General features: G+C 61.4%; 12 protein-coding genes. 4 read left to right on the top strand and 8 right to left on the bottom strand.

What is annotated here, in order from left to right:
- Window positions 1–282 precede the first annotated feature (282 nt).
- From entH to entC, 5 genes are read right to left on the bottom strand one after another with little or no spacing between them, the layout of a single operon-like run.
- Complete coding sequence (entH, locus tag H7R58_RS06600) at window positions 283–696, bottom strand: proofreading thioesterase EntH (RefSeq protein WP_182934678.1); 414 nt, start codon at window positions 694–696, stop codon at window positions 283–285.
- Between the two features lies 1 nt (window position 697).
- Window positions 698–1453: a 2,3-dihydro-2,3-dihydroxybenzoate dehydrogenase EntA gene (gene entA, locus H7R58_RS06595; RefSeq protein WP_182929301.1), complete on the bottom strand. Its 756-nt coding sequence runs from the start codon at window positions 1451–1453 to the stop codon at window positions 698–700.
- Window positions 1450–2307, bottom strand: coding sequence for an isochorismatase (locus H7R58_RS06590; RefSeq protein WP_106924724.1), 858 nt, complete (start codon window positions 2305–2307; stop codon window positions 1450–1452). The genes entA and H7R58_RS06590 overlap by 4 nt, the downstream gene beginning before the upstream one ends.
- 13 nt (window positions 2308–2320) lie before the next feature.
- On the bottom strand, window positions 2321–3931 hold the full coding sequence (gene entE, locus H7R58_RS06585) for a (2,3-dihydroxybenzoyl)adenylate synthase EntE (RefSeq protein WP_182928316.1): 1611 nt from the start codon (window positions 3929–3931) through the stop codon (window positions 2321–2323).
- 9 nt (window positions 3932–3940) lie between these two features.
- Window positions 3941–5122, bottom strand: a complete 1182-nt coding sequence (gene entC, locus H7R58_RS06580) for an isochorismate synthase EntC (protein WP_106924726.1) — start codon at window positions 5120–5122, stop codon at window positions 3941–3943.
- 233 nt (window positions 5123–5355) lie between these two features.
- Here entC and fepB point away from each other — a divergent pair, with 233 nt between their 5' ends.
- The gene (gene fepB / locus H7R58_RS06575; RefSeq protein ID WP_227674112.1) at window positions 5356–6315 is read left to right on the top strand and encodes a Fe2+-enterobactin ABC transporter substrate-binding protein; all 960 of its coding nucleotides are present in this window, start codon (window positions 5356–5358) and stop codon (window positions 6313–6315) included.
- Window positions 6316–6340: 25 nt separating this feature from the next.
- On the opposite strand, the gene entS is transcribed toward fepB, so the two are convergent.
- The gene (gene entS, locus H7R58_RS06570; protein WP_182929303.1) at window positions 6341–7579 is read right to left on the bottom strand and encodes an enterobactin transporter EntS; all 1239 of its coding nucleotides are present in this window, start codon (window positions 7577–7579) and stop codon (window positions 6341–6343) included.
- Window positions 7580–7689: 110 nt separating this feature from the next.
- On the opposite strand from entS, the gene fepD reads away from it, so the two are divergent.
- From fepD to fepC, 3 genes are read left to right on the top strand one after another with little or no spacing between them, the layout of a single operon-like run.
- A complete protein-coding gene (gene fepD / locus H7R58_RS06565) occupies window positions 7690–8697 on the top strand; it encodes a Fe(3+)-siderophore ABC transporter permease (protein WP_106924729.1) in 1008 nt (335 codons plus the stop codon).
- Window positions 8694–9686 carry an iron-enterobactin ABC transporter permease gene (gene fepG / locus H7R58_RS06560; RefSeq protein WP_182929304.1) on the top strand — a complete coding sequence of 331 codons (993 nt, stop codon included), beginning with the start codon at window positions 8694–8696 and terminating at the stop codon, window positions 9684–9686. Before fepD ends, fepG begins: the two co-directional genes overlap by 4 nt.
- Window positions 9683–10477 carry an iron-enterobactin ABC transporter ATP-binding protein gene (gene fepC / locus H7R58_RS06555; RefSeq protein ID WP_182929305.1) on the top strand — a complete coding sequence of 265 codons (795 nt, stop codon included), beginning with the start codon at window positions 9683–9685 and terminating at the stop codon, window positions 10475–10477. The genes fepG and fepC overlap by 4 nt, the downstream gene beginning before the upstream one ends.
- A 119-nt stretch (window positions 10478–10596) precedes the next feature.
- On the opposite strand, the gene entF is transcribed toward fepC, so the two are convergent.
- Together entF and H7R58_RS06545 are read right to left on the bottom strand one after the other, a co-directional pair.
- A complete protein-coding gene (entF, locus tag H7R58_RS06550) occupies window positions 10597–14460 on the bottom strand; it encodes an enterobactin non-ribosomal peptide synthetase EntF (protein WP_182929306.1) in 3864 nt (1287 codons plus the stop codon).
- On the bottom strand, window positions 14457–14672 hold the full coding sequence (locus H7R58_RS06545) for an MbtH family protein (protein ID WP_106924733.1): 216 nt from the start codon (window positions 14670–14672) through the stop codon (window positions 14457–14459). Before H7R58_RS06545 ends, entF begins: the two co-directional genes overlap by 4 nt.
- Window positions 14673–14676 lie beyond the last annotated feature (4 nt).

Genomic DNA, 14676 nt, shown 5'->3' with positions numbered 1-14676 from the left:
TTATTTTCCGTATCAGTAGCAGAGGATGTTACATTTTGTGTCCATAGCAACACCTTTGATTTAACATCCTTGAAACTGATATGACCAGAAAGGGAACCTGACATTTACATCACATTGTTAACGGGATCACTTAAGTCAGAAAAACGGATGAGAAACGGGGAGTGAAAGTGAGATGAACGCAGGTATACAGGCCGGATAAGCGCAGCGCCCTCCGGCAATGTACCGCACCATGCCGGAGGGCGCTGCACTTATCCGGCCTACGCCTTATTCGGCTACCGAAACCTAACCGAGCACCGCCGTCCCTAACCGGCAGGTACAGCAGCGCCGCCCCTGCTCGTCAAAAACGACAATTTCCCAGCTCTGGCTCTGACGCCCCAGATGCAGCGGCTGACAGACCGCTCGCACCTGCCCTTGCGACACCGGTCGGTGGTGCGACGCATTCAGCTCGGTTCCCACCACACACTGTCCCTCGCGGGTCATCAGATATCCGGCCATTGAGCCCAGCGTCTCCGCCAGCGCGGCAGAGGCGCCGCCGTGAAGCAGCCCGAACGGCTGATGCGTGCGGCCGTCTACCTGCATCACCGCTTCCAGGCTATCGTCGCCAATATGGGTATAGACAATGCCTAAATGCGCCACCATGGTATTCTCACTGGTCGCATTCAGTTCATCGAGCGTTAAATGCCGTTTCCAGATCATGTTACGCCCCCAGCGTTGAGCCGCCGTCGACCACAATGTCCTGCAGCGTGATATGGCTAGCGCTGCGGGAAGCCAGGAACAGAATCGTCGCGGCAATCTCCTGCGGCCGGGCAATTTTGCCCAGCGGGATCCCCAACTTGAACTGCTCGGCAAAACCGCGAATACGCTGCTGCTCGGCATCGTCGCTGACCCACATTGCGCGCTGCATATCGGTGTCGGTCGACCCCGGCGAGACAAGATTGCAACGGACTCCAGCGCTGGCCAGCTCCAGCCCGACGCTCAGCGCCAGGCTTTTCAACGCCGCCTTAGATGCCCCATAGGCGCTCATGCCGATACGCGGCGTGTGGCCGGCGTCCGACGCCACGGTCACAATCGCTCCGCCCTGCTGGCGACGGAACTGCGCCATCGTCTGCTGAAACAGGTTAAACGCGCCGCCGACGTTAACGGCAAAGGTTTGCTGCCAGTCGGCCAGGCTCAGCGCATCGGTCGTGCCCATGCGTAAAATGCCCGCCGCGTTCACCAGCACGTCCAGGCGCTCGGTTGTCGCCAGCAGTCGTTCACACACCTGCGCAACCTGCTGCGCATCGGCAACGTCAAGAATTTCTGTCGAAAACGGGTAGTCGCCGCCGTCAAAGGCCAAATCAAAGCCCGTCACCTGCGCCCCCGCCTCAGCAAACGCCAGCGCCGTCGCATAGCCGATCCCTTTCCCTGCGCCGGTCACCCACACGGTTTGTCCGCGAAAATCGAAATCACTCATGATCTCACCTCACGGGACAACAAAGCCCACCAGGCATCAATGCTCGGATTTTTCGCCAGCATGACGAAATCAATATCACCGTGCACTTTACGCCAGCGTGCCGCCAGCGCCATCATGCGCACGGAATCCAGGCCGTAATCAATCAGGTTGTCATCATCGAACGGTTCGTCAGATTCATCCAGCAGCGGCAGCACCAACGCGCGCAGCGCTTCTTTGCTGGCAGGAACAGACGGCAGCAGTTCGTCAGTCATCACCACGCGACCGCTGCGGCCGGCAACGTATTTCAGCGACATTAAATGCTCATCACGGCTGAAATCCGCCAGCGCGTCGGCAACGAAGAACGGCTTAATGTCGCGCATAAAAGCATCCGTGGCGGTGGTCATGCAGCCGATATGCGCGTATACGCCGGTGATAATCAGCTGGTTACGACCGGTCTCTTTGAGCATCTGCTCCAGCGGCGAGCGGTGGAAAGCGCTGTAGCGCCATTTCACCAGCACGGTATCCTCATCGTCCGGTGCCAGTGCGGCAATCACCCGCTGCTGCTCCGGCGAACGGGTCAGGCCCGGCCCCCACATGTCATTCAGCAGAGCACGGTCTTCATCACTCTGCGCTTTAGGCTGCGCGGTGTAGTAAACCGGAATCCCGTTTTTCTTGCAGAAATCACGCAGCGCGGCGATGTTGGCCACTACCGTGTCCATCATCTCACTGTCTTCGCCCCAAAAGTTGAGGAAATATTCCTGCATATCATGAATCAGCAGTGCCGCGCGCGCCGGTTCAAACGCCCAGTTCACCTTGTTTTCCGGAATGTCCATTGCGGTCGGCAGCGCGTAGCCCTGCAGTTTTGGAATTGCCATGATGTTCTCTCCTTCAGGCCAGCGAGCGGCTAGCCAGCCACTGACGTAATTGTTTTTTATCGACTTTGCCGACGTGGGTCAGCGGCAGTTGCTCAACACACTCCACGCGGTCCGGCAGTTTGAATTCGGCAACGCCCTGTTCCCGCAGGAAGCGACGCACCTGCACCGCGCGTAGCGGCGCATTGACCACCAGGTAGGCGCAGCTTTTCTCGCCGAGCAGGCTATCTTCCATGCTCACCAGCGCCGCGTGCACCACGGCCTCGTGACGCAACAGCAGATTTTCAATCTCTTCGGCAGCAATCTTCTCGCCGCCGCGGTTGATCTGATCTTTCTCGCGACCCTGCACGGTGATGTAGCCATCTTCGTCGATAGAAATCAGATCGCCGGAACAGTAAAAACCCTCGGCGTCAAAGGCGCTGGCGTTATGCTGCGGGCTTTTGTAGTAGCCACGGAAGGTATACGGCCCGCGGGTCATCAACCGCCCGACTTCACCGCGCGGCAGCGGGTTGCCCTCTTCATCGGCCACCCACACCTCATCGTCCGGGCACATCGGGTAGCCCTGAGTATTGAGAATTTTTTCCGGCGTATCGTCCAGACGGGTGTAGTTCACCAGCCCTTCCGCCATGCCAAACACCTGCTGAAGCTGGCAGCCTATCTCCGCCGGAATCCGCGCCGCCAACGTCGCAGAGAGACGCGCACCGCCCACCTGCAGTAGCGTCAGCGATCGCAGCTGAGCGTTGCCGCTCCCTTCGGCAATCGCCTGCAGCCACAGGCTTACCGCCGGCGGCACCAGCGCGGCGACGTTGACCTGATGTTGCTCAATCAGCGGGAAGCACTGCGTGGCGCTCGGATCTGCTGCCAGCACCACGGTGCCCTGCGCAAGAAACACGCCCAGCGCGCCCGGCGAGCTCATTGCGTAGTTGTGCGCCGACGGAATGGCGCAGAGGTAGCGCGTCTGCGGATTAAAATGGCAAATTTCATTACTGCGGCGAATGCTGTAGTAATAATCGTTGTGGGTACGCGGGATCAGCTTCGGCGTGCCGGTACTGCCGCCCGAAAGCTGGAAGAAGGCCACTTCGTCGGCAGCCGTCGGCGTCGGCGTAAAATCGACCGCCGGACGGGACAGCGCCGCCTCCAGCGCATGTTCGCCTTCGCCGCCGCGCAGCAGCACCACGCGCAGCGAACGGTGCTGTTCGCAAAAGGTATTCAGGAAGGTATCGTCGCCGAACAGCGCGTGGCCCCGATCGGCAATCAGCACGGCGGGCGCAATCTGCTCGGCATAGGCGTTCAGCTCGCTACGCTGATGGCTGAATAGCGCATTCACCGGCGCCACGCCAATCTTCAGCAGCGCAAACAGCGTGATATAGAATTCGGCGATATTCCCCAACTGCACCAGCGCCGTCTCACCGCGCTTAAGCCCTTTGCTTTGCAGCATGGCGGCCAGATTATCAATAGACTGGTTCAGCTCGCGGTAGCTAATCTGGCGTTCGCCGTCGATCACCGCAATGGCGTCGCTCTGCGCATGGCGCGTCACCATCTCGGTTAACAGCAGATCCTGCCAGTAGCCCTTTTCGCGATAACGCGCCGCAAGCGCGTCCGGCCAGCGGGTAAATTCTACGGTCATTCTGGTTCCTTAATGCAGGCCGAAAACATTCAGCATGGTGGAAAGTTTGACGCCGGTTTCACGCCATTCGGATTCCGGCGACGACGCGGGCACAATGCCCGCCCCGGCAAACAGACGCACGCGGTTAGCCTTCACTCGTGCGCAGCGGATGGTGACCACCCACTCGCCGTTGCCTTCAGCATCGCACCAGCCAACAATGCCGCCGAAGAGGTCGCGGTCGAAGGGTTCCAGCTCGGCGATCACCTGTTTGGCCGCCTCGTGCGGGAAGCCGCTCAGCGCCGGCGTTGGGTGCAGCAGACAGGCCAGCGTCAGCGCGTTTTCCGCCGCTTTTGCCTGCCCTTCAATCGGCGTGGCCAGATGCCATAGCGTTGGCGTGGTAATCAGCTGCGGCGTCTGCGGCAAGGTCAGCTGGAGGCTGCGCGGTGCCAGCGTTTTTTGCATCGACTGGGTGACCAGCTCATGCTCGTGGCGATCTTTTTCTGAAGCCAGCAGCCGGTTACCCGCCTCGCGATCCAGCAGGTCGTCCGGCTGACGACGCGCCGAGCCCGCCAGCGGCAGCGAGCTAAACAGGTCGCCGTCTTTACGCAGCAACAGTTCCGGGCTTGCGCCCAGCAGCACGCCGCCGTCCGGCAGCGGCACGTGGAAGTTGAAGCTCGCCGGATTCTGCGCCACCAGACGCTCCAGCAGCACGCCGCTGTCCAGCGGCTGTTCGGCTTCAATATCAATCAGGCGGGAGAGCACCACTTTATCAACCTGAGGCGTCGCCGTTAGCGCCGCGGCACGGGCGACCATATCGAGAAAAACAGGATGTTCCGGTATCGCCTGACGTGAAGCGACGCCCGTCGGTTCGCGGGAAACGTGATACCGCGAGGTACGCTGCTTTGCCGTACGTGAGAACGTCTCACTGCGTTCAGGGATAAACAGCGCAGAAGGCTGGCGGGTATCAAACGGGATCGCCCCCACCATCACCGGGTTGGCAATACCCGCAGCTTTTGCCGCAGCAAATGCCGCAGCGAGCTCTTGCTGGAAAGCGCTATCAGGCGCGTCGCCCCCTTCTGCCGGGCAGGTGAAACGCTGAAAACAGCCCGAGGTTGTAAAACTGCGAAACGGCGACATAAAGAAAAAGCTATCGGCCGCGATCGTAGCCTGATGCTGCTGTTCCTGTTCATCCACAGCCAGTGACGTTTCCATATCATTCTCCAAAAACGATAAAGACATTACGAATAATTATCATTTATATTTCGGTTCGGTAACCTAAGAGTAAACACTTCGTATGTCAACAGGGCAAACCAGCAACTTGTGCTGAATAGATATCGCCCCTCCTGGCCACGGTCACCTGCGCTTGCAGAGGTCGCGCTTGCATCTTCACCGGACAATAGTTGAAAATGAGAAGCATTAACCAACCAACATCAGGATGCTTATCTGTGAATTTTTCCGCTTTGTGGCGTGCCGCTGCGCTGATCGCTGGCCTCAGCGTTTTAGGATTATCCTCAGCCCAGGCCGCCGACTGGCCGCGCCAGATTACCGACAGCCGCGGCGTACACACGCTGGAACACAAACCGACGCGCATTGTCTCGACCAGCGTAACCCTAACCGGTTCGCTGCTGGCCATTGATGCGCCGGTGATCGCCAGCGGCGCCACCACGCCGAACAACCGCGTGGCCGACGCCCAGGGGTTCCTGCGCCAGTGGGGAGATGTGGCGAAAGCGCGCAACGTCACTCGCCTTTATATCGGCGAACCCAGCGCGGAAGCGGTCGCTGCACAAATGCCGGATCTGATCCTGATTAGCGCCACCGGCGGTGATTCGGCGCTGGCACTGTATGACCAGCTCTCCGCCATCGCCCCCACGCTTATCATCAACTACGACGATAAAAGCTGGCAGGCGCTGCTGACGCAGCTCGGCGGCATTACCGGACAGGAAAAACAGGCTACCGCACGTATTGCCGAGTTTGATAAGCAGCTGGCAACGGTAAAACAGCAGATGAAGCTGCCACCGCAACCGGTGAGCGCGCTGGTCTATACCGCCGCCGCGCATAGCGCCAACCTGTGGACCAGCGAGTCCGCCCAGGGACAGTTCCTCTCCCAGCTCGGCTTTACGCTCGCCACGCTGCCGGAAGGCCTGCACGCTAGCCAAAGCCAGGGCAAACGTCATGACATCATCCAGCTTGGCGGTGAAAGTCTGGCAACCGGTCTGAACGGCAACAGCCTGTTCCTGTTCGCCGGTGACCAGAAAGACGCTGACGCGATTTACGCCAACCCGCTGCTGGCGCATCTTCCAGCGGTGAAAAACAAGCACGTTTACGCGCTGGGCACCGAGACGTTCCGTCTCGACTACTACAGCGCAACGCAGGTGCTGACGAGGCTGTCGGCATTGTTTGGCTAGCGCCATCCGGCACCCGAACGCACCGTTACGCCGACTCCGGCACCTCGCGCCGAAACCGCCGCAGCTCGCCCAGCGCCAGCAGCAAAATCCCGCCAACAATCGCCAGCCCCCAGCCGCTGGCGCTTGCCGACGCGACCGGCGTTAATATCGCCCCCAGCCCGCCGAGCAGCGCCGCGCCGATGGCGTCGCCGGTCACGTTCTGCGCCGTCCACAGCCCGTTAATCCGCCCCAGCATCGCCTCAGGCGTTTGGGTCTGAATCAAGGTGTATTGCAACAGCGAGCTTATCGCGCTCAGCCAGCCGAACAGCGCCAGACAGACCATTCCCAGCGCCCAGTGCGGCATCAGCGCAAACAGCCCAATCGCCACAAACGCACCAACGGTCGCCAACAGCATGACCCAGCCCGGACGCTCGTTATGCGCCAGTTGTCCACTGGTGAGCGCACCGAAAGCAGCCCCCAATGGAATCGCCGCATACAGCAGGCCAATCGACGCCGCCGACATCTGCCAGCCCTGCGCCAACGCCGGATAAAGCACGCGCACCGCGCTGGCCATGGTGACCAGCCCGCCCAGCAGCGCAATGCCGCCAATCAGCGGGCTACCGAGCAGAAAGCGGAACCCGGCCACCAATGAAGTGAACGGATGTTCGCGCGGCTGCGGCGGCGGCGGCAGTTGCGGTAAACGCAGTAGCGTTAACGTGGTAATAAAGGTGCCCAACGCCGCCAGCAGGTAGTTCCAGGACACGCCGCCGGAAGCCAGCAGCAGGCCGCCGACCATCGGCGAAATCACCGATCCCAGACGGACCGTCAGCATGGTGATGGCCCCGGCCTGCATCAGATTTTCCCGCCCCACGAGCGCAGGCGTCGCCGCCAGCAGCGCCGTGACGCCGAGCGAGGCAAAGAAACCGTCCCACAGGCCCAGCAGATAAATGGCCAGCAGCGACGGTTCCGGCAGCAGCGCATTCAGCCACAGGCCGATAAACCCCACCCCACAGGTACCGCGAGCCAGCAGAATCAGCCTGCGGCGCTCATAGCGATCGGCCAGCACGCCGCCCACCATCAGCCCGACGAACATCGCCCCGCCGGTTAGCGTCACCGACAGCCCCACCTGCCAGGTGGAGTGGGTCATCATCTGGATTTGAACGGGGACAGCAACCCCCAGCAGGCCAAGCGACAGAATGGAGATAAAGCGGGCGATAAACACGGCGCGGAAGGCCGGGTGCGTTTTTAGCAGGCTCAGATTCAGCAGCCAGGATTGTCGGTTCATTACAAGACCTTGTGACTTTTTTCATACCCTTTCCGAGGGCGCTCATGCTAACATAAACGAATAAGATAGATAACGATAATCACTATCATTATCAAATCAGGGATGTTGCTATGTCGTTTTCCACCGCCGCGCTGCGCGCCGTTGCGCTGCCCGGACTGTTATTGCTGCTGCTTGTCGCCGCCACGCTGAGTTTATTAATCGGCGCGACGCCGCTGCCGATGACCGTCGTCATCGATGCCCTCAGCGGTACCTGCCAGAGCGCCGACTGCACTATCGTGCTGGATGCCCGCCTGCCGCGAACCCTCGCCGGCCTGCTGGCTGGCGGCGCGCTGGGTGTCGCCGGCGCGTTGATGCAAACGCTGACCCGCAACCCGCTGGCCGACCCCGGCATTCTCGGCGTCAACGCCGGCGCCAGCTTTGCTATCGTGCTGGGCGCCGCGCTGTTCGGCATGACCTCGCCGCAGGATCAACTGATGATGGCCTTCTGCGGCGCGCTGATCGCCTCGCTGATCGTGGCCTTTACCGGCAGTCAGGGCGGCGGCCAGCTGAGCCCGGTACGCTTAACGCTGGCGGGCGTCGCGCTCGCCGCCGTGCTGGAAGGCTTCTCCAGCGGTATCGCCCTGCTCAACCAGGATGTCTACGACCAGCTGCGCTTCTGGCAGGCCGGGTCGCTGGATATTCGCACCCTGCAAACGCTGAAAACGGTCCTGATTCCGGTACTTATCGCGGGCGCCATCGCGCTGATGATGAGCCGCTCGCTGAACAGCCTGAGCCTGGGTACCGATACCGCCACCGCGCTTGGTAGCAAAGTCGCGCGCACGCAAATTCTCGGGCTGTTGGTCATCACCATTTTGTGCGCCAGCGCCACCTCTGTGGTGGGGCCCATCGCGTTTATCGGCCTGATGATGCCGCATATTGCCCGCTGGCTGGTGGGTTCAGATCACCGCTGGTCGCTGCCGGTCACCCTGCTTGCCACCCCGTCGCTGCTGCTGTTTGCCGATATTATTGGCCGCCTGCTGGTACCGGGCGAACTGCGCGTATCGGTGGTCAGCGCATTTATCGGCGCACCGGTGCTGATTTTCCTCGTTCGCCGTAAATCGACGGGAGGTGGTCGATGAACGCCCCATCCCGTCGTCTGCTGTTCAGTAGCCTGTTGTTGATCGCGGTCTGTCTGCTGTTAACCCTCTTCAGCCTGCGCAACGGTGCGGTTACGCTGACATTTTCCCAGGTTTTCGCGGCGCTATTCGGCGACGCGCCGCGCGCCATTACCATGGTGGTGACCGAGTGGCGCCTGCCGCGCGTGCTGATGGCGCTGTTAATTGGCGCCGCGCTTGGCGTCTCCGGCGCGATTTTTCAATCGCTGATGCGTAACCCGCTGGGCAGCCCCGACGTCATGGGCTTTAACACCGGGGCGTGGAGCGGCGTGCTGGTGGCGCTGGTATTTTTCGGCCAGAATCTGACCACCATTACCCTCGCCGCCATGGCGGGCGGGATCGCCACCTCGCTGCTGGTGTGGGCGTTAGCATGGCGTGAGGGTATCGAAACCTTCCGGCTGATCATTATCGGCATCGGCATTCGTGCCATGCTGATGGCCTTCAACACCTGGCTGCTGCTGCGCGCATCGCTGGAAACCGCCGTTTCCGCCGGGCTGTGGTTTGCCGGTTCGCTCAACGGCATCACGTGGGTCAAAATCTGGCCCGCCGCCCCGCTGATGATCGCCGCGCTGGTTTGTTCGGCACTGCTGGTACGCCGCCTGCGTTTGCTGGAGATGGGCGACGATAGCGCCTGCGCGTTGGGCGTTCGCGTCGAATTATCGCGTCTGCTGCTGATGCTGGTCGCGGTGGTGCTCACCGCTGCCGCCACGGCGCTGGCAGGGCCGATTTCCTTTATCGCGCTGGTCGCACCGCACATTGCCCGTCGCCTGAGCGGCACCGCGCGCTGGGGCCTAACCCAGGCGGCGCTGTGCGGCGCCCTGCTGCTGACCGCCGCCGATTTTTGTGCACAGCAATTGTTCTTGCCTTACCAGCTCCAGGTGGGCGTCGTCACCGTCAGCCTTGGCGGTATCTACCTCATCGTGTTGCTTATTCAGGAGTCTCGCAAAAAATGACCGACACCGCCGCCCGCCTGCGCGGCGAGGCGTTAACCCTCGCCTACGGGAAAAAGACCATCGCCGAGTCGCTGAACGTGACCATCCCGGACGGCCATTTCACCGCGATTATCGGCCCTAACGGCTGCGGCAAATCGACGCTGCTGCGCACGCTCAGTCGCCTGATGGCGCCGACGCGCGGTCATGTCTATCTCGACGGTGAAGAGATCCAGCGCTACGCCAGTAAAGAGGTGGCTCGACGCATCGGCCTGCTGGCGCAAAACGCCACCACGCCGGGCGATATTTCGGTGCAGGAGCTGGTCGCGCGCGGGCGTTACCCGCACCAGCCGCTGTTTACCCGCTGGCGACAGGAAGATGAAGATGCGGTGCAGCGCGCCATGCAGGCGACCGGTATCGTCAATCTCGCCAACCAAAGCGTCGATACGCTCTCCGGTGGGCAGCGCCAGCGCGCATGGATTGCAATGGTATTAGCGCAGGATACGGCCATCATGCTGCTCGACGAGCCAACAACCTGGCTGGATATCAGCCACCAGATCGATCTGCTGGAATTATTAAGCGAGCTGAACCGCGAGCGCGGCTATACGCTGGCCGCCGTGCTGCACGATTTAAACCAGGCGTGTCGCTACGCGACGCACCTGATTGCACTCCGTGATGGGAAGATTGTGGCGGAAGGCGCGCCGAAAGAGATTGTCACTCCGGCGCTGATTGAGGCGATTTACGGCCTGCGCTGCGTGATTATTGACGACCCGGTGGCGAATACGCCGCTGGTGGTGCCGCTCGGACGGCGGTGAATCTCCCCCAGGCGACCACCGTGTAGGCCGGATAAGCAAAGCGCCATCCGGCACCGTGAGCCGGTCTGCCGGATGGCGCTTTGCTTATCCGGCCTACAGGATAATCAACCGCTGTTCTCCTACCCCAATATCTCCCGAATCACCGGCCCAATCGCCTCAAACGCCGCTGGCGTAATGATGTCGACGTGCGCACAATCCTGACTATAAACCTCCAGCTCGCCCACCCACGGCCCCCAGGCCTTCTGCGGATCCGCCTGACGGGTTTTCTCGGCGACAAACAGCGTCGCTTTACCGTCAAACGTCGCGCTGTGCGCGGTGCTCAGCAGGCGCACGGCGTCGGCGTAGTTGCATTCAATTGCGCTGAACAATTCGCTGGAGCCTTGCCCCTGCTGGGCGGCGAGAAACGCTTCACGTTCGCGCTCAATCTCCGCCAATACCGCAGGATCAAGACCGTTAGCCTCTTTTTCTGCCCAGTTTTGCGTTTCCGGCGGCCAGGTATCGAGCAGCCCCAGGAACGCCACCCTTTCGCCGCGCTGACGTAAACGGGCGGCAATGCCCTGCGCCAGCGTGCCGCCAAGCGAATAACCGAGCAGATAATACGGCCCATGCGGCTGCTGAGCGAGCAGCGTTGCCAGATGGTGCTCGCACACCTCGTCCAGCGTCTGCGCCGTTTGCATCGGCCCCTGCGGGCGCGGCGACTGAATGCCGGTAATCGACCAGCGCGGCGACAGGTAGCGCGACAGTACGCTGAACTGCCAGGCAAAGCCCGACGCGGGATGGAAACAATACAGCGTCGGGCCGTCGCCGGTTCGCAGCGGCAGCAGCGGCTCATAGCCCAGACGCTGCGCCTGTTCCTCATCGCTGTTATCGAGCAGCGCGCTCAGCTTGCCCACCGTCGAAGAGACCATGACCTGACCCGGCGTGACCTGTCGCCCGATACGCTGGCTAAGCATCGCCGCCAGGCGCATCGCCAGCAGCGAGTGTCCCCCGAGGGCGAAGAAGTCGGCATCAATATCCCGAATTTCGCAGCCCAGCAGCTGACTGAAGGCCTCAGCGACCTGCATCTCAGTTGGCGACTGCGGCGCGCGTCCGGCGGTTTTCTGCGTCAGCGACGGCAGCGGCAGCGCCTTGCGGTCGAGCTTGCCGTTGGCGCTCAGCGGCAGCGCGCTGAGCTGTAATAGCACCACCGGCACCATATGCGGCGGCAAACGATCGCGCAGCTGTGCCAGCAGCGCAGCGCTATCCAGCGGCAAACCGGAAGAGGACACCACGTAGCCCACCAACTGACGCGCATCGCCACCGGTGGCCGCCGCCTGGTTAATGACGCAGGCATGGCTGACCGCTTGTTCAACGTCTGGCAGCGTCTGCATCACCCGGTCAATCTCGCCCAGCTCAATACGCTGACCGCGAATTTTTAGCTGATCGTCGCTGCGGCCTAAATACTCCACCGCGCCGTTATCCAACCAACGCGCAACGTCGCCGGTGCGGTACATCCGCTCGCCGGGGGCAAAAGGGTCGGCAATAAAGCGACTCGCGGTTAAATCCGGACGGCCGAGATAGCCCTGGGCCAGCTGAATGCCGGTCAGATACAGATCGCCCGCAACGCCAAATGGCACCGGGCGCATCATGGCATCAAGGATACGCAGCCCGGTATTCCACACCGGAAAACCAATCGGCACGCTGTTGCCGGTAACCGCCGCCAGCGCCTCGCCGTAGGCCGGATACCCGCTGACATCAACCGCCGCTTCCGTGGGTCCATAAAGGTTATGCAGCGGTACGTGGGTCAGTACTTCCCATTCGCGACACAGGGCAGTGGGCAGCGCTTCGCCACTGCAAAATACGCGTCGCAACGAACAGCAGCTGGCCACATTGTCCGGGGTGAGCGAGGCAACGAACGCGGCCAGCATTGACGGTACAAAGTGGGTGGTGGTGACGCCGTATTGCGCAAAGAAACGCTGCATTGCCAGCGGATCGCGATGTGCCTCGGGCTCCGCCATCACCAGGCTCGCGCCGGTGATAAACGGCCACCAGAATTCCCAGACCGACACGTCAAAGCTGCACGGCGTTTTCTGCGCCACCACGTCATCGGCGGTAAGCGGATACTGATCCTGCATCCACAGCAGGCGGTTAACGATCGCCTCATGGCCCACCATGACCCCTTTCGGGCGGCCGGTCGAACCTGAGGTAAAGATGATATAGGCCGTCTGCTGCGGCTGTGCGAGCATCAGCGGGCGGTCATCGCCCGGCGTCAGCGGTGCGTTCAGGCACAGACTGGCGACATCAGGGAAACGGTGCAGCTGATCGTCTGCGGTAATCAGCAGCGAGGGGCGTGCGTCTTCCAGCATCATCTGTAAACGATCGTCAGGATAACCGGTATCCAGCGGCAGCCAGGCCGCGCCAGCCTCAACGATAGCGTGCAGCGCCAGCGTCAGGAATACCGAACGCGGCAGGGCAACGGCAACGCTATCGCCGGGAGCCACGCCGCGCTGGCGCAATACGTTTGCCAGCGCCACAACCTGCTGGCGCATCTCACGGTAGGTGAAGCAATAGTCGGCGTCTCTTAGCGCCACGGCATCCGGCGTTTTTGCCGCCTGGGCGGCCACCAGCGAACTTAGCGTCGCGGGCGGTAAGGATTTTCCGGTCGCGTTAATCGTCGCCAGGCGATGATATTCATCGCCGGTAAGCAGTTCAGCATCGGCGCAGCTGAGCGCCGGATTATCCGCAAACTGCTGCAACAGCGATGTTAAGCGGCCAATATGCTGCTGAAGCACCGCTTTATCATAGCGCTGCTGGTTAGCCAGGATTTCCAGCGACAGGCCGCCGTCTTCATCGGGGAATAACGCCAGCTCCAGATCGTTGACCGGGCCGGTCGCGAGGGTATGCGTTATCGCATTAACGTCGTCGAAAGCTAATCGATAATCAAACATCTTGACGTTAAATACCGGGCCAAACAGCGCCTCGTCACCGGCGGCTTTCCCGGCGTCACGAACAATTTGCTCAGCATCGTAGCGCTGATGGCGGCGCATCTTTTTCAGCTGTGCGGCCAGACGCGTCGCCAGCTGCGCCAGCGTCTCCTGGCCGTTCAGCGTCACGGCTAGCGGCAGAACGTTCAGCACCGGGCCGGTCGCCGTCAGCGCGGCGGACCCCATACGGCGCATAAAGATAAATCCCGCGGCGTATTCGCTGCGCCCGCACAGGCGTCCTAACCATAGCGTCACCAACGCCAGCGCCAGATCGGCCGGCTGGCACTGCGGCGCAGAGGCAGTCAAACGGGCGAATGTTCGGCGGTCGGCAGCCAGCTTCAGCCGCCAGATATGGCTGCTCTGGGCCCGTCCCGGCAGCGGCGCAGGTGACAGCGATGCCGGTGACGGCAGCGTTTTTCGTTGTTCAGCCCAGAACGCTTTATCGCGCGCCCAGGCGTCGCTGTGACGATAGCGCTGATACTCCTCAACCACGTCCGCAAACGGCGTGAAAACGGAGGCTGGCGTGGCCTCTCCACGCTGCCAGGCTTGATAAATCAGGCTGATCTGGCGGGTAATCGCCGGGAAGCTGAAACCATCGACCAGCAGATGATGATAGCGCTGATACCAGAACCAGCGATTATCGCCGATCCGGTACAGCCGGTGACAGAACAGTGAATTGCCGCTGTCAACGCGGCTGTTCTGCGCCAAATCGGCGTTCATCCGCGCCAGCGCCTCCTGCTGCGGATCGCTGGCCTGACGTAGATCATCAATCGGCGTAGCCTCAATGCGAATGCTCTCATCCACCCACTGCCAGACTTCACCGTTCTCTTCAGAAAAACGCATCCGCAGGGTATCGGCCTGCATCATTCCCTCAGCAATCGCCCGCGCCAGCAGCTCGCCGTCGACCTCTCCCTGGAGCTCGACGTAGTGCGCCACGCTCCAGGCGTTCGGCAACGTAGAAAGGGCTTCCGCCATCCAGATGCCGGGCTGAGCGGCAATCAGCGGTAAACGTGTGTTCATAAGCGGCCCCCGGCGGCGAAATTATCGGGAAGTAGCGTCGTCCAGTTGGCGTTCAACCACGCGTTGCACGCATCAAGGGGCTGCGGCTCGCAAACAACCGTCCAGCCCGCAGGCAGCGTGCACTGCTGGGGCCAAAGGCTGAACTGCCGCTGCGGGTTTTGCAGAAGGTAAAACTGCCCTTGCGCCACGTCGAAGGGGTTACTGATTTGCATACCA

This window comes from Klebsiella sp. WP4-W18-ESBL-05 (genome assembly GCF_014169075.1).
GTDB classification, from domain to species: domain Bacteria; phylum Pseudomonadota; class Gammaproteobacteria; order Enterobacterales; family Enterobacteriaceae; genus Kluyvera; species Kluyvera ascorbata_B.
Note: the sequence above shows the minus strand (reverse complement) of the source record. Positions and strands in the feature narration are given on the sequence as shown.